Origin of the sequence: Streptomyces sp. SID12501 (assembly GCF_010550245.1) — a bacterium.
GTDB lineage: Bacteria > Actinomycetota > Actinomycetes > Streptomycetales > Streptomycetaceae > Streptomyces.
In genome coordinates this window covers 219,298-238,976 of sequence record NZ_JAAGLU010000009.1, presented here as the reverse complement: position 1 = coordinate 238,976, position 19,679 = coordinate 219,298, and the positions used below count along the sequence as shown (strand labels likewise).

Below are 19,679 nucleotides of genomic sequence, written 5' to 3'. Positions count from 1 at the left end.
GTCGGTCGACAAGTCGGTCGAGAAACCCGGAAGGCGTTCATGTCCACAGGAGTGCTCATCGTTCTGATCCTGCTCATTGTCGCGGCCGTCGTCACAGGCGCGGTCGCCCTGAACCGGCGGGCCGCCGGAGCGCACGGCCCACGCAACCTGAAACGGCACTTCGGACCCGAGTACGACCGGGTCCTCGCCCGTCACGACGGCGACACCAAGGCAGCCGACCACGAGCTCGCCGAGCGCCTCCAACGCCATGGTGAGCTGCGGGAACAGCCGCTGGAGCCCGCCGAGCGCGAACGGTTCACGGCCCGCTGGGCGGCCGCCCAGGAACAGTTCGTCGAGTCGCCGCACCAGGCGGTCGCCGATGCCGACCTGCTCCTCAGTGAGCTGGCCGGTGCCCGTGGCTTCCCCGTCGGCGGCGAGTACGAGGAGCAGTTCGCCGCGCTCTCGGTGCACCACGCCGAGCATGTGCACGGCTACCGGCGCGTGCACAGCGCGGCCCACGAGGAACGGGCCGACACGGAGGAGATGCGCACGGCGATGATCGAGGCCCGCGCCTTCTTCGACGACCTGGTCGACGAAGGGGAGCGGCCCCGGCAGAAGTCGAAGTCGCGACTCAACAAGCTTCAGCTGAAGGGAAGTTGACGGACATGACGGACAACAGCAACCGGGACACGACGAAGCCGGACACCACGAGGCTGGATCCGGAGAAGTTGGCCGCGGAGAGGTCGGCCGCCGAGCGGGCGACCGGCGAGAAGGCGACCGGCGACAGGTCGGGCGCCGACAGGTCCGGCACCGAGAGGGCCGTCGGCGAGAGGGCGGGCGCCGAGAGGCAGGTCGGTGAACGGTCGGCCGCCGAGAGGTCGGGCACCACGAGCGCGGCCGGCGAGGGGCTGACCGGTGAAGGCATGCCCGGCGACAGGTCGGCTGCCGGGAAGTCGGGCACCACGAGTGCGACCGGCGAAAGGCTGACCGGCGAGCGGTCCGCCGCCGAGAAGTCGAACGGTGGCAGGCTGACCGGCGAGAGGGCGGGCCGCGAGGGGCTGTCCGGCGACAGGCAGACCGGCGATCGGTCGGCCACCGAGAGGTCGGCCACCGAACGGTCCGACGTCAGGAAGCCGGCCGGTGAACGGTCGGTCGCCGAGAGGTCCGACAGCAGGAACCCGGTCGACGGTGCCGCCGTCCGGCCGCCCGGCTCCGCTCCCGCCCCCACCCGTTCCCACGAGGGGCAGTCGTCGCACGGGGTCGCCCTGCTCGCGCAGGACGAGCGGGACAAGCTCACGCTACGGCTCCAGCACGCCGTCACCGGGTTCGTGGACGGCCCCCAGGAGTCCGTCGAGGAGGCCGACCGCGTACTGGAGGAGATCACCGAGCGCTTCACGGAGGCGGTGGCGCGCAGCCGCCGCACCGTGCGCGCGACCCTGCAGTCCGCCGGTGCCAACGACACCGGCGGCGAAACCGAGCGGCTCCGTCTCGCCCTGCGGGACTACCGCGAACTGGCGGACCGGCTGCTGCGCAGCTGAGGCCCCGGCACACCGCTGAGGCCTGTGCACCACCCGGCTACTCCGCCTGATCCGCCCGCGCCTCCCGCCACTCCCGTACGACCTCGTCGATGTCGTACGGCTTGAGACCCAGCGGGGGGCCGGGCGGCGGCTTGAACATCATGTCGCGGATCTTGACGTTGATCTCCGTCACGATCCGGCGGACCGCCCCCTCGGAGGGGGCCCTGCGCGCCGCCGCCAGCGCGTCCTCCGCCTCCTTGCGCAGGGCCAGCGTCGGCGGCAGGACCGACAGCCCCTCGCGGGCCATCTTCTGCTTGATCCACCACAGTTCGTCGTACGACGTGTCAGGACCGTCGGACAGCGGCTTGCCCGCACCGGGCAGCCCGGCGAACTCCCCGCGCGCCTCCGCCTCGCGGATCTGCCGGTCGACCCAGGACTCGAAACTCACACCGGGTGGCTTCCGTTCGGTCATCTGTCCATTGTGCCGGACTTCGCCCAACCCGACGATCGGACGATTTATCATGCGGCGTCGTACGGCAACATGGCTGCCGTACAGGGACTGTTCAGCAACGACTGTTCCGCGAGGACCGGTCGGGTCACCCTCGGTGACTGTTCAGAAGGAGCGCACGTGCTCGAACTCACCATGGCCACCGTCTCCGGGACGGACGCCGGCGCCACGGCCGGCATGCTCATGGCCGAGGCGCCCAGCGAACCGGGGGCCATCATGCGGGTGGGCCGGGACAAGGCGGTGTGCCGTCTCGTGACCCCCGACGACTGGCTGTTCGTCTCACGGGTCCACCTGGAGTTCCTGTGCGGCCCCGACAGCACCTGGCACCTCTCCTGGCTGCAGGGCTCCCAGCCCGACCCGTCCTCCGAAGTCCGGCTGGTGGTCGGCGAGTACGCCCAGACCGTGCCGTACGGAGGAAGCGTGCCGCTGCCCCGGGGCGGCTCCGGCGAGATCATCGTCCAGGACCGCACCGGGCCGCGCAGCGTCAACGTGGGCTTCTACCACGAGGGTTGAGGTCCGAGGGCGGAGGCCCGGGGGAGGGGCCCCGGGGAGGAACTCCGGCCGCTATGCCACGACCCTCGCCAGCGCGAAGCCGTCGTACCCCTTGCTGCCGACCGTCTGCACCGCCGTGCCGCTCAGCCTCGGGTGCTCGGCGATGAGGCGGAGGGCGGCGCGGGTGCCCCGGATGCTCGGGTCGGTGGAGTCCGCGTCGGTCACCGCGCCGCCGCGCACCACGTTGTCGACGATGATCAGGCTGCCCGTGGTGGTCAGCCGCAGGGCCCACTCCACGTAGTGCGGGTTGTTGGCCTTGTCGGCGTCGATGAAGACCAGGTCGAACGGACCGGGGTTCTCGTCGGCCAGCTTGGGCAGCGTCTCCAGGGCGGGGCCCGTCCGCACCTCGGTGATGCCGTCGAGGCCGGCCCGGGCGAGGTTGCGGCGGGCGACGTCGGCGTGCTTCGCGTCGTACTCCAGGGTGATCAGCCGGCCGTCGGCCGGGAGCGCGCGGGCCAGCCAGATGGTGCTGTAGCCGCCGAGCGTGCCGATCTCCAGGATGCGGCGGGCGCCCTGGATCTGGGCGAGGAGCTGGAGCAGCTTGCCCTGGTTCGGGGCGACGTTGATGTGCGGCAGTCCCTCCGCGTCGCTGTCGCGCAGGGCCGCCTCCAGGGCCTCGTCGGCCGGGGCCAGGAGGCCGGTGAAGTAGTCGTCGACGTCTTCCCAGCGCTGGGACTCGCTCATGTGAGCCGTACCTTCCGTTCGTGACCGGGATGTGAGGTGCGAAGCGCGTGCCGAGTCTTTCGCGGCCCCGCGGGTTGTGGCGCGGCTATTTGTAGCCCTCACGGGCGACGACGTCGGTGATCCGCGCCGCGTCGATCTCGTAGACCGTCTCGCCTGCCCGGGGATCGGGGGAGTGCAGCGTGTGGAACAGCGGGCCGTGCGGCGAGCCCAGGTCGACGAGCGTGGCCGAGGCCCCGCGCACCGCCCGTTCCGTGCCCGCCGGGCCGGTCAGGTCGATCCGGTTGAACACTCCCGGCGTCACCCACACCGGCACCGACTCCAGATACCCCATGATCTGGAGGTGGAAGTGGCCGCACAGGATGAGCCGTACGTCGCTGCCGCGGACCGCGTCGGCCAGGTCCGCCGGGTTGCCCAGCCCCAGTGCCCGCTGGAGCGCGTTGTCGAGGGTGACCGGCGGATGGTGCAGCACGACCGTTGTGCCGTGCGGCGCCGGGGTGTGCAACAGCTCGCGCAGCCAGTCCAGTTGGTCGGCGCCGAGATATCCGTACACCTTGCCCGGGACGAGCGAGTCGAGCGTGACGATCCGATGTCCGTCGACCATGCTCGATGCCGCCAACTCACCTTCAGCGGAAGTGAACCGGGACTCGGCTCGGTCTTCGCCCGCCGGGTCCAGGTGGCCGCTGCCCAGTGCCTTCGCGAAGGCGCCGCGCTCGTCGTGGTTGCCGGTGGTGCAGAACACCGGGATGCCCCGCTCCCGGGCGAACGCGCCCACGAGGTCCCGTACGATCGCGTACTCCTCGGGCGCCCCGCTGTCCGCGAGGTCCCCGCTGACGACGACGGCTCCCAGGCCCGTGAGATGCCGGACGGCGGCGAGCATCCCGCGCAGTGACCCGGTGGTGTCGACGCCGTGGCGGTTGGGTGCGCCGGCGTGGTTGATGTGGGTGTCGGAGAGATGGAGTATCCGCATTCCGGCGACGGTACTCCGGGCCCCGACCGGCCATGGCCGCCTTCGGGCGGACATTGTCCGATCCGGCCTGAAAGCGGCCGGTTTCCCGCTTCTGTGCGGTCCGCGTCGCGGCCTGGGGACGGGACCGTACCTCGGGCCGACTATGGTCGACCGCACGAATGGCCGGGCGAATGGCCGGGGTCCCTCAGGTGAAGCGGGGGTTGCTCGCGTCCCACATCAGGGGCGGTGCGATCCTCGGGGGATTCGTACAGGATGATACGTGTCGGACAAATAGTGCCCATGGTGCGTACAGGGCAGATCAGGCAGGAGGCCTGCGAGGCGTGGCGAACGCAGAGCACGGTGGTGGAGCAGGAGGTGCCTACGGAGTGGGCGCCGCCGGGACGGCGCAGGCGCGGCTGAGGCTGGCCCGTGTGGCGCTCTGGCTCGTCGTCGCCGTCCTCGCGGTCAGACAGGTGGCCGTCGTCCTCGGCACCCCGAAGGCGGACCGGCTGATCGACCTGGAGACCTGGGTCGGGCCCGACGGCGTCCTGCATGTGAAGGGCTCGCTCTACGACTCGACGCAGTTCACCGGCACGCCCTTCGGCGGACTCGTCCTCAAACCGCTCACCCGGGCCGCCGAGCAGGCCCTCGGCTGGGGCTGGACCTTCGGCACGCTGCTGCTGGTCGTCGCGCTCGGCGTGGTCGCCGCCCGCGCCCTGCCCGCGCCCGTGAGCCGCCGCACCTCGCTGCTCGCCGCGCCCGTCGCGATCAGCCTGCTGATGCTGTCGCTGCCCGTACGCAACACCCTCTACCTCGGCCAGACCAGCATCATCCCCGTCCTGCTGGTCCTGCTCGGCTGCTTCGTCGCACGCGAGGAACGGGCCGCCGGCGTCCTGATCGGCCTCGCCGCGGCCCTCCAGCCCACCGTGCTGCTGTTCGCGCCGCTGCTCTGGTTCACCGGCCGCCGCCGGGCCGCCGTCTCCGCCGGGATCACCTTCGCCGCCTGCACCGCGCTCGCGTGGGTCGCGATGGCGGACGACTCGTACACCTACTGGGTCCACCACATGGGCGGGGTCGGGCTCGCCGTCGCCGCCGACGACCTCGCCAACCAGTCCCTGCACGGCGCCCTGCTGCGGCTGGGCTTCGAGGGGCCCGTCGAGATCACCCTGTTCCTGGTGCTCGGCGCGGGCGTCGCCGCCCTCGGCCTGCGCCGGGCGGTGCGCTACGCCCAGGACGGCCAGCTGCTGCTGGCGGTCGCGATCACCGGCTGCGCCGCCGTCGCCGTGTCGCCCACGACCTGGCAGCACCAGCTGCTGTGGGTGCTGCTCGCGGTCGTCGGCCGGGTCGGCAAGCGTGCCTCCGACCGCTACATGTGGCCGGTCGCCGTCATCATCGTGATGACGCTGCCCGCCAAGATGGTCATCCCGAACATGGGCGCCCTCTACCCGGTCCGCGACAACATCGTGCTGCTCGCCGCGATCGCCGCCGCCACCGTCGTACCGTTCCTGTCCCGGACCTCCGAGCACTACCGCTCACCGGTACCGACGGACTTCGCGGCGCCGGTCCCCGCCCGCTTCGGCCGGGTCCCTCTCCTCCCCTTCCTGCGCCGGGTGCTCACCCGCCCGAACCTGCTCCTCGAACTGCTGCTGATCCGGGTCACGTACGCCGCCTACCAGAAGGTCCGGCTGGCCGCGACCGGCGGGACGACCACGGGTGGCCGGACCACCGCCGAGGCGCACGGCCACCAGATCCACGACATCGAGAAGTTCCTGCACATCGACATCGAGCACTGGGTCAACCACACGGTCGTGAAGATCGGCTGGATGCGGGACTTCTTCGACTTCTACTACACGTCGTTCCACTTCTTCGTGCCCCTGACCGTTCTCGGCGTCCTCTACTGGCGCCGCCCGGTCGACTACCGCTGGGCCCGCGCCTCCCTCGGCTTCGCCACCCTGCTCGCCCTCGTCGGCTTCTGGCTCTACCCGCTGGCCCCGCCGCGTCTGATGCCGGGCCTCGGCATCATCGACACCGTGCACGGCGTCCAGGACTTCTCCAAGCCGGACTACGGCACGCTCACGGCCCTGACCAACCAGTACGCGGCGATGCCCTCGCTGCACTTCGGGTGGTCCCTGTGGTGCGGGCTCGTCATCGCGATCGTCGCCCCGAAGTGGTGGATGAAGGCGCTGGGGATGCTGCATCCGTTCTTCACCGTCTCCGCGATCGTCGCGACCGGCAACCACTGGGTGCTGGACGCGGCGGGCGGGGCGGCGGTGGTCCTCGCCGGGTTCGGACTGTCGTACGTGTTCATGGGGCCGCGTGCCCGTACGGTCGTGGCGGCAGCGGCGGACGATGACGATGGCCGGCCGCGGCCGGCCTGGGCGGCGAAAAGCCGCACCTGACCGGCCGCCGGCCTCGGCATGGTCACCGGGAGCGCGGCCGGGCCAGTCGTTCCTGGAGCCTGGCGTGGCGGAACTGGTACACCGGGCCCGTCGCCCGCAGCAGGTTGCGGCGGCGGGCGTCCTCCAGGAAGGACATCAGGCGTACGGGGGTGCCCTCGGCGGCGGAGAGCTGTACGGCGGTCATGGCCGTGGCGACTCCCAGGTTGGTCACCGGACCTGCCGTGAGGCCGGCCCACAGGCCGGCGCCGAGGCCGAGCGGGGCGCCGGTCCAGAAACCGTGCTGCCAGGTCGCGGCGGGCACGATGAGCAGGGCGACCGCGAGGCCGACGAGGAGACCGAGGAAGAGCCGCAGCCTGATGTGGTGCAGCCATACGTCCCGGGGACCGATGGACCGGCTGTCCGCCACGGGCGGGTTGGAGTGCTCCTCCCTGACCCCGTCGAACCAGCGCCCCGAGCCGTTGCCGATGAAGGTTCCGGCGACGAGTTCGTAGCCTCGGCCGTAGACCAGGGTCGTGCCGAAGCCGGCCGGAGTCGTGGAGACGAAGCAGAGCCAGGCGGGGAGATCGGCGTCCGTCAGCAGCCCGGTCCCGAAGATCAGCCAGACGCCGACCGCCGTCAGCAGCCACTGGACCACGCCCGTCCGGACGGCCGACCGGCTGAAGATGTCCCGCCATCCGGCGCTCGGCAACGGCTGCGGGTCGCCGCTGCGGAGGCTGAGCCGCCCGGCCGCGTACCCGGCACCGATCGCGGAACCGGGCCCCAGCACGCCCGCCCACACGGGACCGGAGAGCCGCCAGACCAGGAGGAAGCAGCTCACGCCGTACAGCAGACCGACGACGGCTCCGACGGCGACCGCCCGGGGCCGGCGGTCCGCCCAGCTGGGGATGTGCCACCAGAGCAGGTCGCGCGTGCCCTGCTCGGTGAGGCGGACCGCCAGGTGACGCAGTGCCCGGTCGGCAGCCTCGGGGGAGTGCCGGGGGCGCGGCCGTCCCGGCCGGGCGGTGTACGCGGCGGTGACGGCGTGGTCGAGGAGATGGTCCTCGACGGCACGCGGGGTGGGGAAGCGGACGGGGTCGAGGAGTTCGTCGACCGGGTCGGCGTCGCCGTAGACGTCCCGGAGGAGGCCGACGGCGAGAGGGCCGGAGAGGGCTCCGGCGACGGCGCTGTCGGGTGCGTCCAGGAGCGTGCGGGCGAGTAACTCCCACGCGGGCGGGGGCGGTTCGGGGAGCGGGCCGAGGAGATACGCGGCGGCGTCGGCGGGGCGCACGGGGAGGATCTCCAGCGCCACGGCACCGCTCAGCCGGGCCCGCCTGGAGGCGAGAACGGCTTCCTTCGAGCGGGACACGAGCACGAGGCGGAAGTCGGCGGACTCCAGCGCGCTCATCATGGCCGTACGCAGCTTGCCGCCGACCTCGTCCAGGGTGTCCAGGAACAGCGCGATGCGGCCGGACTCCAGCAGTTCGAGCGCGCGGGCGCGGCCGTTCCGGCCTCGGAACAGGGTGTACTCGCGGGACAGTCGGCCCGCCGCCCAGTCGGCCGGGCTCTCGGCGGCCGGGTCCCAGCCGTGCAGCGACAGCATCACCGGCACGGGGACGAGACGGCGTAGGTCGGCCGAGGCGGTGTTCGCGCGGTACCGGAGCGCGTCGAGGAGCAGGAGCACGGCGGCGGCCGTCTTGCCGGCCGCGGGCGGGCCGACGAGGAGGAGCCGCCCGGAGGCCAACCCGCCGTAGGCGGCGTGCAGTTCGCCCGGACCGCCGCCCCGGCGCAGCCCGTCGCGGGTGGCGGGGACGAGCCCCGGCAGCGGGGCGAAGCGGGCGCGGGCGCCCTCGGCGGTGGCGCCGGTGACCCGGCCGGTCATCCTGCGGTCGCTCAGCTGCCAGCGGACGGGCAGCGGGGCGGGGTCCAGGAGCCGGCGGAGTCCGGCCTCCCGCTCCCACTGGCGGCGTACGACGGTGGCCAGTTCGTCGGCCGCCGCGTCGAGGGGGGACGGCGCGGTGACGTCGTAGCGGACGTTCATGGTGTTGCCGGTGCCGACCTGGAGGGCGGTGGGGCCGTGGAAGGTGTTGCCCTTCAACTCCCCTGATTCCCTCAACTCCATTGGGCTGTCCGGCTTGTCGGGTATTTCGGTCGGTCCGTCCGGGCCGGTGTCGGTCATCCGGTGGGTCCGACAGATCTGGTGGGTCCGGTGGGTCCGGTGGGTCCGAAGTGGACGTCCTGGTGGTTGTGGTCGCCGACCTGGACCGCCGTGGGGCCGCGGAAGGTGTTGCCGGACAGCACGCCCCGGCCTGCCTGCTTCGCCGTCGACTCCTCGGCCAGCGCGCGGAGTTCGGCGGCGAAGCGTTCGCGTTCGGGCTGCTCCAGGCTCTCCAGCAGCGACTCGAACCGCCCCTGCCAGAGGCCGACTTGAAGCTCCCGGACCCGCCCGGCCTCGTCATCGCCGGCGGCGTCCAGTACGGCGGCGGTCTGGTCGAGCCGCTCAAGCGCGTCGTTCTCCCGCGCGGGATCACCGCGGCCGACGAGCCGGGCGCACCGGTCCCGGAACGCGGTCCAAAGGTCCGAACTCGCGCTCTGTACAACCGTCGTGCCCGCCGCGGCGGCAGCCGCGATCATCGCCTCTGCCAGCATCCCCGGTCGCTCCCTCGCCTCAAGTCGATGACGAGACCTTATTTCCCGCCCGGCACCCGAACCACCCGTCCGCCGGCGGACCCCTTCGCGATGTCCTGCGGTTCGGTCGGCGCGGCTGCCCGGAGTCGGCGTTCGGTGGGCGGTGGCTGGTGGGCGGTGGCTGTACTAGGAACCGGCGCGTAGCGCGGGCAGGCTGAGGTCCGGGCGGTGTGAGCGGGCCAGCAGGCGCAGACAGGCGACCGGGTTGTCGCGGACGGGGCGGCGGGTGACCGCGGCGCCCATGGCGGCTGCCCGGCGCAGGCGGTGGTCGTGCAGGAGGATCACGAAGCGGGTCAACGTGCGCTGTTCCGCCGGGAGTTCGGCGACGATCCGGGTGGCCTCGTGGAGCGTGGCGTGGGCCGTCGCCGCCGTGGCGGAGAGCAGGGAACGGACGCCGGGGAGGTCCCGGCCGCGCTCCAGGTCGGCCCGTACGACACCGTGTTTTTCCAGGTCGTCGGTGGGGAGGTAGAGGCGTCCGTCGCGCAGGTCCTCGGCCAGGTCGGTGAGGAAGTCGGTGCGCTGGCAGGCGTCGGCGAGCAGCCGGCAGCTGTCCGCGTAGGCACTGCTGCCGCCGCCCGGCATCGACAGCCCCGAGGTGATCATGAGGAACGGCCAGGTGAGCTTGTCGATGTAGGCCTGGTAGTCGTCCTCGATGGTGAACCCGCCGAAGTCCAGGTCGATTTCGGCCCCGAGGAGATACGAGTCCACCCAGGAGCGCGGCAGTTCACGTGCCTCGGCGGTGTGCAGGAAGGCCCGCAGCAGGGGGTGCCGGGCGGTTCCGGTGTCCAGTGCTGTGCGCACCTGCTCGGCCCAGCCCTCGTAGCGGTGCGTCCGCTCCGCCACCGTGCCCCGGTCGCACAGGTCGTCCGTGAACGACGCGAACGCGTATCCGGCCAGGATGTGAGGCTGGAGACGGGCGGGCATCAGCAGCCGTACGGCCACATGGCCGGCGGGTTCCCGGCTCAGCATGAACTGCTTTGCCTTCAGGTAGGCGGCGCGGTCACTGCCGCTGGTCACTCCCGCCGCGTCCAGACAACGTTGCCAGGATCGCACCGGCACGCCTCACCGTCGTAGTTGCGTTTGCCTTCGCAGTCTACGACCGGCGGTGGGCGGAGGCAGGGGCGGGGCGTGGGATGTGCCCCTGCCTCACGTCGGGACGGGCCGGCGACGCCGGGAGGCCGCCGGCCCGAGTCTCGCGGCCTTCTCGCGTGGCTGTGGCTAGCCCGCGCTCACCTGGAGCTCCTTGACGCCGTTGACCCAGGCCGAGCGCAGTCGGCGCGGGTCTCCGACCAGGGTGAGGCCGGGCATGGCGTCGGCGAGGGCGTTGAAGATCAGGTTGATCTCCATGACGGCCAGGGACTTGCCGAGGCAGAAGTGTGGGCCTCCGCCGCCGAAGCCGAGGTGCGGATTGGGGTCGCGGGTGATGTCGAACACGTCCGGGGACTCGAAGACCTCGGGGTCGCGGTTGGCGGAGGAGTAGAACATGCCGACGCGGTCGCCCTCTTTGATCTTCTGGCCGCCCAGCTCCGTGTCCTGGGTGGCCGTTCGCTGGAAGGACATGATGGGGGTGGCGAAGCGCACGATCTCCTCGGCGGTGGTTTCCGGGCGTTCGCGCTTGTACAGCTCCCACTGCTCGGGATGGGTGAGGAAGGCGTGCATGCCGTGGGTGATGGCGTTGCGGGTCGTCTCGTTGCCCGCGACGGCCAGCATCAGCACGAAGAAGCCGAACTCGTCCGAGGCGAGGTTGCCCTCGTCCGTCGCGGCCACCAGCGTGGTGACGATGTCCTTCGCCGGGCACTGCTTGCGCTCGGCGGACATGTTCATGGCGTACGCGATGAGTTCCATCGCCGACTGCTGGCCGACCTCCGCGGTGATCGCGAACTCCGGATCGTCGTACGAGATCATCCTGTTGGACCATTCGAAGATCCTGAGGCGGTCCTCCTGGGGGATGCCGATCAGCTCCGCGATGGCCTGGAGGGGCAGTTCGCAGGCGACCTCCGTGACGAAGTCGAAGGAGCCGCTGCGGGCGGCGGCGTTCGCAGCGATGGCGAGCGCGCGGCTGCGCAGGTTGTCCTCCAGACCGCGGATCGAGCGCGGGGTGAAGCCGCGCTGCACGATCTGGCGGACCCGGGTGTGCTCGGGCGGGTCCATGTTGAGCATGAACAGCCGCTGGGCGTCGATCGCGTCGCGCTCGATGTGCTCGTTGAAGCGGATGATCGCCGTGTTGGTGGTGGACGAGAACAGCTCCGGGTGCGTGGACACGTACTTGACGTCCGCGTGCCGGGTGACGGCCCAGTAGCCCTCGTCGGCGAAGCCCGCGATGCCGGGGTGCTGGGGCACCCAGTGGACCGGCTCGGTGGCGCGCAGCTCGGCGAACTCCGGGAGAGGTACGCGGTGTTGGAGCAGGTCGGGGTCGGTGAAGTCGAACCCTTCAGGCAGCGCGGGACAGGACGCCATCGGAAACTCCCGTCATCTGACCGGTATCTGACGGACCATCAGGAATGGGTGGGTGTCGCGAAGGTAGTAACGGGTTCCAGAAGAGGCAAGGGGTGCGACGCCATCAATTCCGGGCACCTCTTGTGCTATCGGGCGCTGCAAGGGGGTTGCGGTGTCGGACAGGCCGTCAGCAGACTGCAAGCAGAACTAGAACGCGTACTAGTTCTGCGTGGCGGGTGGCCGGGACGCCCGCGCCGCGCGGGTGACCTGAGGAGAGGAACTCCCCATCATGGCCGCGGAACCCGTGATCGTCGAAGCCGTACGCACCCCCATCGGCAGGCGCGGCGGCGCCCTCGCCAACCTGCACCCCGCCTACCTCCTGGGCGAGACCTACCGCGAACTTCTGGGCCGCACCGGCATCCCCGCCGACTGCGTCGAGCAGATCGTCGGCGGCGCGGTCACCCAGGCCGGCGAGCAGTCCGCCAACCCCGCCCGCACCGCCTGGCTGACCATGGGCCTGCCGTACGAGACCGCGGCGACCACCGTCAACGCCCAGTGCGGTTCCTCCCAGCAGGCCTCGCACATGGTCGCCAACATGATCTCGGCGGGCGTCATCGACGTCGGCATCAGCTGCGGGGTCGAGGTCATGTCGCGGGTGCCGCTGGGCTCGGCGTCCAAGCACGGCCCCGGGAAGCCGTTCCCCGAGGAGTGGAACGTGGATCTGCCCAATCAGTTCGAGGCGGCGGAGCGGATCGCCCGGCGGCGCGGACTGACCCGGGAGAACGTGGACACGCTGGGCCTTCTCTCGCAGGAGCGGGCGGCGGTCGCCTGGGCGGAGGAGCGGTTCAAGCGGGAGACGTTCGCCGTTCAGGTACCCACGACGGAGGAGGAGCAGGGCGCCGGGCAGGGCATGTGGCGCCTCGTCGACCGGGACGAGGGGCTGCGCGACACGTCCATGGACGCGCTGGCCTCCCTGAAGCCGATCATGCCGTCCGCTGTCCATACGGCGGGCAACTCGTCCCAGATCAGCGACGGTTCGTCAGCGCTGCTGTGGGCGTCGAAGCGGATGGCGCGAGCGCTGAAGCTGCGCCCGAGGGCGCGGATCGTGGCCCAGGCGCTGGTGGGTTCCGACCCGCACTTCCACCTCGACGGTCCCATCGACGCGACCCGGGCGGTGCTCGGCAAGGCGGGCATGACGCTGAAGGACATCGACCTGATCGAGATCAACGAGGCGTTCGCCTCCGTGGTGTTGAGCTGGTCGCAGGTCTTCGAGCAGGACCTGGACAAGGTGAACGTGAACGGCGGGGCCATCGCCCTCGGGCATCCGGTCGGCGCGACCGGGGCGCGGCTGATCGCCACGGCACTGCATGAACTGGAGCGCGTTGACAAGGAGTTCGCGCTGATCACCATGTGCGCGGGCGGGGCGCTGGCGACGGGGACGATCATCCAGCGGTTGTGAGGGTTGCGGTTGCGGCTGCGGCTCGCTCAACGACGTACGGCGACGAGTCGCAGCCAGGAGCCGCGTCAGCGGTTCGCCGAGGAACTGAAGGCGTTGCGCGAGGCCGGCGGGGAGAGCCTGTGGCAGCTGCAACGTGCGTACGATTCGGTGCGCGACATGGCGCGGCGGACAGTGCCTCGAAGTCGTCGACAACCTCCCCGTCGTGCCTGTCCGTGACTCCAGGAACCCGCACGGTCCCGCCCTCGTGTTCCCTCTCACCGCCTGGGCGTCGTTCACAATTGCACTGCGGAAGTGATCGAAACCCTGTACGTACGCGCGAGCTGAGTTAGCCTCGTTCTGCCAGTGAGGCGAACTGGCGTATGTAGAACATCACTTCGGGGGTTTTGTGACAGTCGAAGCTGCCGCACTGCGGCAGGCCGGCGCGGCCCCCCTGCGTCCCGTAGACCCTGAACACATCGGCCCCTACGTGCCGTTGGCGTTGCTCGGCAGCGGTGGCATGGGGCGGGTCTATCTGGCGCGCCCCTCGGACGACGGTCCCGGCCTGTTCGCGGTCAAGGTGATCCGCCCCGAGTACGCCGAGGACCCGACGTTCCGGCGCCGCTTCGAGCAGGAGGCGTTGGTGCACGGCCGGGTCCGTTCGCCGCGCGCCCCGAGGCTGTGCGGTACGGGGTTCCAGGACGAGTTGCTGTGGATGGCCACGGAGTACCTCGCCGCGCTCGACCTCGCGGACGCCGTACGGGAGGACGGTGTCCTGGGGCCGGGCGCCGTCTGGCGGTTGGTGGCGGAGCTGGGGCAGGCGCTCGCCGACCTCGCCGCCACGGGGATCGTGCACCGGGACCTGAAGCCGTCCAACGTGCTGCTGTCGCTCCGGGGCGCCCACGTCATCGACTTCGGCATCTCCAAGGCCGCCGACGCGAGCGCGATCACCGGCACCGGCAACCGGGTCGGAACGCCCGCCTACATGTCCCCGGAGTATCTGCGGACCGGCCACTGCGACGAGACCTCCGACGTGTTCTCGCTCGCCGGGACACTGATCTACGCGGCGGTCGGCCGGGCCCCCTTCGGAGACGGTACCGGTGTCGACGTGATGCACCGGGTCGCCTTCGAGGAGCCCGACGCCGAGGTGATCGGCGAGATCTCGGCCATCGACCCTGCGCTGGGCGCGCTGCTGGCCGCCTGCCTCTCCAAGGAACCCGAGCGGCGGCCGACGCCGAGGGCGCTGGTCCAGGCGGCGCGTGAGTGTGCCGGAGAGTCCGCTGAGGCGTCCAGATGGCCGGAACCGCTGCTCGGCAGGGTGCTGGAGCGGCAGCGGGCGTACGACGTCCTGTACAGCGTCCCCGTCGCGCGGGTGGCGGAGCTGCGTCTCCAGGGCCACCGCCCGAACCCGGCGTCGGCGCTACCGGTGCCCGCGAAGGGTGCGGCGCCCGTCCCGGCAGCCGACCCGGCCGTCCCGGCGGTGGCGTCCGACGAGACGTCCCCGGGACGGCGGCGCCCGAAGGGGGCTGTCGCCTGGGCGCGCAGAAGGCCGGTACCGGCCGTGGCGGCGGCCCTCGCCGTCTGTGCCCTGGCCGCGCTGGGCTTCGTACTCGCCCGCCCGTCGGACCAGGAGGCTTCCGCTGTGCCCGGGCCCGGCACGACGGCCTCCGCCGACACGGCCGCCGAAGCGGGCGACGCCCTGCCGAAGCCGGGCACCTCGGACGGGAAGTCGGTCCCGAGCACGTCCGGCAACGGCACCGAGACCGCGGACGGCCCCGCCGACCCCTCCCAGGTCGCCAACGACACCGACGACACAGACGGCGACGGCGACGCCGGGAACGACCCCACGGACCCCGACACGTCTACGGGCACGGACACGACCGCTGGAACGGGTACGGGTACGGGCACCGACCCCGGAACCGACCCCAGCACCGGAACGGACGGCGGCACCGCCGCCACGCCCACCCCCACGCCGTCCCCGGTCACCTCCACGACCGAGCCCGCCTCGGCACCCTGGGTCACCGACTGCACGTACTACGCGGGCAAGGTCCGCACAGCCATCGGCGACACCGGGAAGCGCGTCAAGCAGGTCCAGTGCATCCTCATGCTGCGCGGGTACGACATCGGCGGCACCGGCGTGGACGGCGTGTTCGGGGAGGGCCTGGAGGCGGCGATGAAGAACTTCCAGGTGGACAAGGGCCTGGCCGTCAACGGCATCGTGAAGCGCGCGACCTGGGACAACCTGCGGGCGTCGAAGTGACTCCGCCCCGGTAACGGGACGGAGTCACCCGGCAGTCCGCGCCGGAACAGAGTACGAACAAATCTGACGAGACGTCAGCAGGTCGACCGGTACACGTACTTGCTCACGTCCGCGTCGCCCAGGTTGGCCGCCGTGATCGACACGAACGACGTGCCGATCGACTTCGTCACCTTCTTCCCCTGGATCGCGTTCACCGCCTGCTGCACCGCCTGTGCGCCGATCTCCTCCGCCTTCTGGGCGATCAGTGCCTGGACCGTGCCCTTCTTCAGCTGCTCGACCTGCGCGGGGCCCGCGTCGAATCCGACGACCTTGATCCTGCCGACCTTGCCCGCGTCCTTGATGGCGTTGTTGGCGCCGTCGCTGGCCGGGGTGCTGATGGAGAAGATGCCCGCCAGGTCGGGATCCTTGGACAGGGACGCGGCGGTGAGGCGGGCGGCCTCGACGACGCCGCCGCTGGGCGTGGAGGGCTGGACGCCCACGAAGGAGATGTTCGGGTACTTCTTGATCTCGTCCTCGAAGCCCTTGATCCGCTGGTCGGCCGTGGTGACACCCGGGGTGCCGCCGATGATGACGACCTTGCCCTTCTCGCCGACGAGCTCGGCCAGCGTGCGGGCCGCCTCGGCGCCGCCCTCCACGTTGTTGGAGGAGACGGCGGAGGAGATGAAGCTCGTGTCGTCGAGGCCCGTGTCCGCCGTCACGATCTTGATGCCGGCCTCGTTGGCCTGCTTCAACGGCGTACCCAGCGCCTTCGAGTCCGTCGGCGCGATGACGATGGCGTTCGGCTTCTTGGCCACGGTGCTGGTCAGGATCGGCGTCTGAGTGGCCGGGTCGAAGGTCGTCGCACCCTGGACGTCCACGGTGGCGCCGAGCTTCTTGCCCTCGGCCTTCGCCCCGCAGCCGAGGGTGTTGTAGAAGGAGTCGGACGCGGTGCCGAGGATGACGGTCACCTTGGGGTTCGAGGTGGAGGAGGAGGAATCGCCGGACCCGCAGGCGGTGGCGCCCAGGACTATGACGGTGGCGAGGGCAGCGCCTCTGAGGGTGAGGTGGGCGGTCTTCATGGTGCAACTCCATTGGTGCGACGGGGCGTTGAGCGAGGGCGTTGCGCGGGGGGCGATCAAGGGGGGACTTGGAGGTACTCGGAGGTACTCGGGGGGCCTTAACGGAGCGTGCGGCGGCGCCGGTTGACGTGGTCGACGTACACGACCCCCGCCAGAACCGCGCCGACCGCGACCTGTTGCCAGAACGGCTGGAGGCCGATGATGACCAGGCCGTTGCTCAGCACGGCCGGGATGAGGGAGCCGAAGGCGGTGCCCAGGACGCTGCCCACACCGCCGAAGAGGCTGGTGCCGCCGAGCACGGTGGCGACGATCGCCTGGAGGTTGTCCCCGGTGTGGCCGCCGACGGTGGTGGTGGAGAAGCGGGCCAGGTTGACGTACGCGGCGATTCCGGCGAGGAGCCCGCAGAGTGCGTACACCTTGATGAGGTGGCGGTCGACGGCGACTCCGGCGCGGCGGGCGGCCTCGACGTTGGAGCCGATCGTGCGGGTGTAGGTGCCGAAGCGGGTCAGGCCGAGGACGATCGCGCCGCCGATGGTCAGGCCGATGGCCAGCCAGACCGTGTACGGGATGCCCAGGAAGCGGCCGAAGCCGAGGCCGTTGACCAGGGAGTCGGGGACTCCGCGCAGGTCCAGGCCGTTGGTGAGGACCAGGGCGCCGCCGCCCGCCGCCGAGAGGGTGGCCAACGTGGCGATCAGCGGCGGGAGTTTGGCCTTGGTGACCAGGAGGCCGTTCAGGACGCCCCAGGCCAGGCCCGTCGCCATCGTTGTCAACAGGCCCGCCAGCAGGGTCAGCGGGCCTTCGCCGCCCAGTGCCGACATCACCTTCACGCCCACGACCCCGGAGAAGATCAGCACCGAGCCGACCGACAGGTCGATGCCCCCGGTGGTCATCACGAACGTCATCCCGATGGCCAGCACACAGTAGGAGGCGGCCTCGATGGCGACGCTGCGCAGGTTGTACGCGGTGAGGAAGTTGTCGGGGTACATGGCGCCGAACACCGCGAGCAGCATCAGCAGGACGACCAGGGCCAGGCTCCGGGTGCCCTTCATGTTGCGCCAGGCGGCGGCGAGGGCCGCCGAGCGCAGGGAGCGGGGGGTCTCCTTGTCCGGTCCGGCGGCGGCGGACTTCACCTCGGTCGTGGGAGTCATGACTGGTCCTCGCTGTCTGCCGGGTCGATGGCGGGATCCGAGGCGTCCTCGAAGGTGAGCGCGCCCGTCATGGCGCCGAGGACGTTCTCGCTGGTGGCCGTCGCGCCCGACAGCCGGGCCACCCGCTGGCCGAGCCGCAGCACCTCGATACGGTCCGCGTACTCGAACACGAACGGCAGGTTGTGGCTGATCAGCACCACCGCCACGCCCGACGCCCGGACCCGCCGGATCAGCTGACCGACCCGTTCCGTCTGTACGACGCCCAGCGCCGCCGTCGGTTCGTCCATCAGCAGCACCCGGTCCGCCCAGTTCACCGCCCGGCCGACCGCGATGCCCTGGCGCTGGCCGCCGGACATCGTGACGACCTGCGCGGCGGTGTCCTGGATGCCGACCCCGAGCGAGCCGAACGCCTCGTCGGCCTTGGTCCGCATGGCCTTCCGGTCCAGGAAGCCGAGCTTGCCGAGCAGACCGGGGCGCATGATCTCGCGGCCCAGGAACAGGTTCTCGGCGGGGTCCAGGTCGGGCGCGAGGGCCAGGTCCTGGTAGACGGTCTCGATGCCCAGGCGGCGGGCGGCGATCGGGTCCGGGATGCTCACCGGTTTGCCGTCGACCCTGATCTCACCCGCGTCGGGCTGGATCACCCCGGAGATGACCTTGATCGTGGTGCTCTTGCCGGCGCCGTTGTCACCGACCAGCGCGACCACCTCGCCCGGGTAGACGGTGAGGGCGGCGCCGCGCAGCGCCTGGACCTGGCCGTAGTTCTTGACGATGCCGGTCAGTTCGAGGACCGGGGTGGCGGCGGTGGCCCCGTGCGGTGTCGGGCCGGCACAGCCCGAATTCGAGGTGGCCGGAGCCGAGGCGGCCGGGGTCGGGGTGGCCGGAGGGGGGATGCTCATGGCTTCTGCTCTCCGCTTCCACGGGGGGTCAGTACGGTGCCGAGCTCGACCCGGCGGGGTGGTCCGCTCTCGCCCGAGATCCGGGCCAGCAGCAGTCGGGCGGCCTCGCGGCCCATCTCGTAGGCGTCCCCGGACACGACCGTCACGGGGGTCGGCAGCAGGTCGGCGAACGGGAAGTCGTCGAAGCCGACCAGGGCCAGGCCCTGCCCCGGGCCCATGGCACGCAGGGCGCCGTGGGTCAGGAAGTTGGTGGTGGTGAACAGCGCCGTGGGGCGCCGGTCCGGGGGCAGCGCCAGCAGTTCGGCGGCGGCCTGCTCGGCCTCCGCCCGGGTGCCGTGCTCCAGCCTCGCGACCAGGGCCTCGTCGACCTCGCCGAAGGCGGCGCGTACGGCGTCCAGGTAGCCGTCGAGACGGCGGCCCGTGGTGTAGTAGCTGGCCGCCACCAGGACGCCGATCCGCCGGTGACCGGCGGCGATCAGATGCTCGGTGGCCTTCCGGGCGCCCCCGTGGTTGTCCAGCAGCACGGTGTCCGCGTCCAGGCCGAGCGCGGGCCGGTCGAGGAAGACCACCGGGGTGCCCTGGTCGACCTCGCGGCCGAGATAGCCGTAGTCCATCGCGCCCGGCACGATCAGCAGCCCGGCGACGCGCTGCCCGAGCAGGTCGTCGATGCCCCGGCGCTCGGCCTCGGGGTCCTCGTCGGAGCTGGCCAGCACGACGTTGTGACCGTGGGCGCGGGCCACCCCCATGACGCCGTTGGCGATCGAGCCGTAGAAGGGGTTGGTCAGGTCGCCGACCAGCAGCGCGAGCGTGGTGCTGCGCTGGCCGGGGCGCAGGCTCCGGGCGAGGTCGTTACGGCGGTAGCCGGTCTCGTCTATGGCAGCGCGCACCCGCTCCGCGATCGCGGGGGAGACCGTCTCGTCACCGTTGACGAACCGGGAGACGGTCTTGATCGACACCCCGGCAAGGGCGGCGACCTCCCGCATGGTGGGCGTTCGCATGTCCGGCATCACTCCGAAAAGGGTCACTTGGGTGTCGCTGTGTGCCGCACAGCAAACCTCTGTGAAACAACGTTGTCAATGGATTGGAACAGGGATTTTGCATGCCTTGCGGATTGCGGGGACCGGTTTGTATGGTCTGACAACGTTGTTTCAAAACAACGTTGTCTCAGTGGATGAGAAGTGCTGTGAGAAGTGCGCG

Annotated in this window: 18 protein-coding genes; 7 read left to right on the top strand and 11 right to left on the bottom strand. The window is 71.2% G+C overall.

The features are described from left to right. The first annotated feature begins 39 nt into the window (after positions 1 to 39). Positions 40 to 639 (top strand): hypothetical protein, encoded by a 600-nt coding sequence (locus G3I71_RS13330; RefSeq protein WP_239149128.1) that lies wholly within the window; start codon positions 40 to 42, stop codon positions 637 to 639. Positions 640 to 644: 5 nt separating this feature from the next. Further along, positions 645 to 1,517: a hypothetical protein gene (locus tag G3I71_RS51090; protein ID WP_239149127.1), complete on the top strand. Its 873-nt coding sequence runs from the start codon at positions 645 to 647 to the stop codon at positions 1,515 to 1,517. 37 nt (positions 1,518 to 1,554) lie between these two features. Here G3I71_RS51090 and G3I71_RS13320 read toward each other — a convergent pair whose 3' ends face one another. Next, complete coding sequence (locus tag G3I71_RS13320; protein ID WP_164314269.1) at positions 1,555 to 1,968, bottom strand: DUF1992 domain-containing protein; 414 nt, start codon at positions 1,966 to 1,968, stop codon at positions 1,555 to 1,557. Positions 1,969 to 2,124: 156 nt separating this feature from the next. Here G3I71_RS13320 and G3I71_RS13315 point away from each other — a divergent pair, with 156 nt between their 5' ends. Beyond that, positions 2,125 to 2,517, top strand: coding sequence for an FHA domain-containing protein (locus tag G3I71_RS13315; RefSeq protein WP_164314267.1), 393 nt, complete (start codon positions 2,125 to 2,127; stop codon positions 2,515 to 2,517). 51 nt (positions 2,518 to 2,568) lie between these two features. Here the strand turns inward: G3I71_RS13315 and G3I71_RS13310 are convergent, their stop codons facing one another. After that, on the bottom strand, positions 2,569 to 3,240 hold the full coding sequence (locus tag G3I71_RS13310) for an O-methyltransferase (RefSeq protein ID WP_164314266.1): 672 nt from the start codon (positions 3,238 to 3,240) through the stop codon (positions 2,569 to 2,571). Positions 3,241 to 3,325: 85 nt separating this feature from the next. Further along, positions 3,326 to 4,207, bottom strand: coding sequence for a metallophosphoesterase (locus tag G3I71_RS13305; RefSeq protein ID WP_164314264.1), 882 nt, complete (start codon positions 4,205 to 4,207; stop codon positions 3,326 to 3,328). A gap of 320 nt (positions 4,208 to 4,527) precedes the next feature. On the opposite strand from G3I71_RS13305, the gene G3I71_RS13300 reads away from it, so the two are divergent. Further along, positions 4,528 to 6,585 carry a bifunctional glycosyltransferase 87/phosphatase PAP2 family protein gene (locus G3I71_RS13300; protein ID WP_164314262.1) on the top strand — a complete coding sequence of 686 codons (2,058 nt, stop codon included), beginning with the start codon at positions 4,528 to 4,530 and terminating at the stop codon, positions 6,583 to 6,585. A gap of 22 nt (positions 6,586 to 6,607) precedes the next feature. On the opposite strand, the gene G3I71_RS13295 is transcribed toward G3I71_RS13300, so the two are convergent. The 4 genes from G3I71_RS13295 to G3I71_RS13280 form a co-directional block, all read right to left on the bottom strand. Further along, complete coding sequence (locus G3I71_RS13295) at positions 6,608 to 8,740, bottom strand: hypothetical protein (RefSeq protein ID WP_164314033.1); 2,133 nt, start codon at positions 8,738 to 8,740, stop codon at positions 6,608 to 6,610. Next, entirely contained in the window at positions 8,737 to 9,210 is a 474-nt protein-coding gene (locus G3I71_RS13290; protein WP_164314260.1) for a hypothetical protein, read from the bottom strand. The genes G3I71_RS13295 and G3I71_RS13290 overlap by 4 nt, the downstream gene beginning before the upstream one ends. Before the next feature lie 165 nt (positions 9,211 to 9,375). After that, positions 9,376 to 10,266: a squalene/phytoene synthase family protein gene (locus G3I71_RS13285; RefSeq protein ID WP_164314258.1), complete on the bottom strand. Its 891-nt coding sequence runs from the start codon at positions 10,264 to 10,266 to the stop codon at positions 9,376 to 9,378. A 201-nt stretch (positions 10,267 to 10,467) separates the two neighbouring features. Next, entirely contained in the window at positions 10,468 to 11,706 is a 1,239-nt protein-coding gene (locus tag G3I71_RS13280) for a cytochrome P450 (protein WP_164314256.1), read from the bottom strand. A gap of 268 nt (positions 11,707 to 11,974) precedes the next feature. On the opposite strand from G3I71_RS13280, the gene G3I71_RS13275 reads away from it, so the two are divergent. The 3 genes from G3I71_RS13275 to G3I71_RS13265 all read left to right on the top strand — a co-directional run bounded on the left by G3I71_RS13275 (position 11,975) and on the right by G3I71_RS13265 (position 15,380). Then, complete coding sequence (locus tag G3I71_RS13275) at positions 11,975 to 13,144, top strand: steroid 3-ketoacyl-CoA thiolase (RefSeq protein WP_164314254.1); 1,170 nt, start codon at positions 11,975 to 11,977, stop codon at positions 13,142 to 13,144. Between the two features lie 133 nt (positions 13,145 to 13,277). After that, positions 13,278 to 13,439: a DUF397 domain-containing protein gene (locus tag G3I71_RS13270; protein WP_164314252.1), complete on the top strand. Its 162-nt coding sequence runs from the start codon at positions 13,278 to 13,280 to the stop codon at positions 13,437 to 13,439. Between the two features lie 90 nt (positions 13,440 to 13,529). Next, positions 13,530 to 15,380, top strand: coding sequence for a serine/threonine-protein kinase (locus G3I71_RS13265; RefSeq protein ID WP_164314250.1), 1,851 nt, complete (start codon positions 13,530 to 13,532; stop codon positions 15,378 to 15,380). Between the two features lie 74 nt (positions 15,381 to 15,454). Here G3I71_RS13265 and G3I71_RS13260 read toward each other — a convergent pair whose 3' ends face one another. From G3I71_RS13260 to G3I71_RS13245, 4 genes are all read right to left on the bottom strand, one after another. Then, entirely contained in the window at positions 15,455 to 16,438 is a 984-nt protein-coding gene (locus G3I71_RS13260) for an ABC transporter substrate-binding protein (RefSeq protein ID WP_164314248.1), read from the bottom strand. 98 nt (positions 16,439 to 16,536) lie between these two features. Then, entirely contained in the window at positions 16,537 to 17,586 is a 1,050-nt protein-coding gene (locus G3I71_RS13255; protein WP_164314246.1) for an ABC transporter permease, read from the bottom strand. Continuing rightward, positions 17,583 to 18,482: an ATP-binding cassette domain-containing protein gene (locus G3I71_RS13250; RefSeq protein WP_239149125.1), complete on the bottom strand. Its 900-nt coding sequence runs from the start codon at positions 18,480 to 18,482 to the stop codon at positions 17,583 to 17,585. Before G3I71_RS13250 ends, G3I71_RS13255 begins: the two co-directional genes overlap by 4 nt. Next, positions 18,479 to 19,480: a LacI family DNA-binding transcriptional regulator gene (locus tag G3I71_RS13245; RefSeq protein ID WP_239149124.1), complete on the bottom strand. Its 1,002-nt coding sequence runs from the start codon at positions 19,478 to 19,480 to the stop codon at positions 18,479 to 18,481. Before G3I71_RS13245 ends, G3I71_RS13250 begins: the two co-directional genes overlap by 4 nt. Positions 19,481 to 19,679: the final 199 nt, after the last annotated feature.

Coding starts and splice junctions, on each gene's coding strand:
- G3I71_RS13250 (WP_239149125.1), bottom strand. CDS start 18,482: ATGAGCATCCCCCCTCCGGCCACCCCGACCCCGGCCGCCTCGGCTCCG.
- G3I71_RS13295 (WP_164314033.1), bottom strand. CDS start 8,740: ATGACCGACACCGGCCCGGACGGACCGACCGAAATACCCGACAAGCCG.
- G3I71_RS13260 (WP_164314248.1), bottom strand. CDS start 16,438: ATGAAGACCGCCCACCTCACCCTCAGAGGCGCTGCCCTCGCCACCGTC.
- G3I71_RS13280 (WP_164314256.1), bottom strand. CDS start 11,706: ATGGCGTCCTGTCCCGCGCTGCCTGAAGGGTTCGACTTCACCGACCCC.
- G3I71_RS13305 (WP_164314264.1), bottom strand. CDS start 4,207: ATGCGGATACTCCATCTCTCCGACACCCACATCAACCACGCCGGCGCA.
- G3I71_RS13330 (WP_239149128.1), top strand. CDS start 40: ATGTCCACAGGAGTGCTCATCGTTCTGATCCTGCTCATTGTCGCGGCC.
- G3I71_RS13245 (WP_239149124.1), bottom strand. CDS start 19,480: ATGCGAACGCCCACCATGCGGGAGGTCGCCGCCCTTGCCGGGGTGTCG.
- G3I71_RS13290 (WP_164314260.1), bottom strand. CDS start 9,210: ATGCTGGCAGAGGCGATGATCGCGGCTGCCGCCGCGGCGGGCACGACG.
- G3I71_RS13320 (WP_164314269.1), bottom strand. CDS start 1,968: ATGACCGAACGGAAGCCACCCGGTGTGAGTTTCGAGTCCTGGGTCGAC.
- G3I71_RS13310 (WP_164314266.1), bottom strand. CDS start 3,240: ATGAGCGAGTCCCAGCGCTGGGAAGACGTCGACGACTACTTCACCGGC.
- G3I71_RS13255 (WP_164314246.1), bottom strand. CDS start 17,586: ATGACTCCCACGACCGAGGTGAAGTCCGCCGCCGCCGGACCGGACAAG.
- G3I71_RS13275 (WP_164314254.1), top strand. CDS start 11,975: ATGGCCGCGGAACCCGTGATCGTCGAAGCCGTACGCACCCCCATCGGC.
- G3I71_RS51090 (WP_239149127.1), top strand. CDS start 645: ATGACGGACAACAGCAACCGGGACACGACGAAGCCGGACACCACGAGG.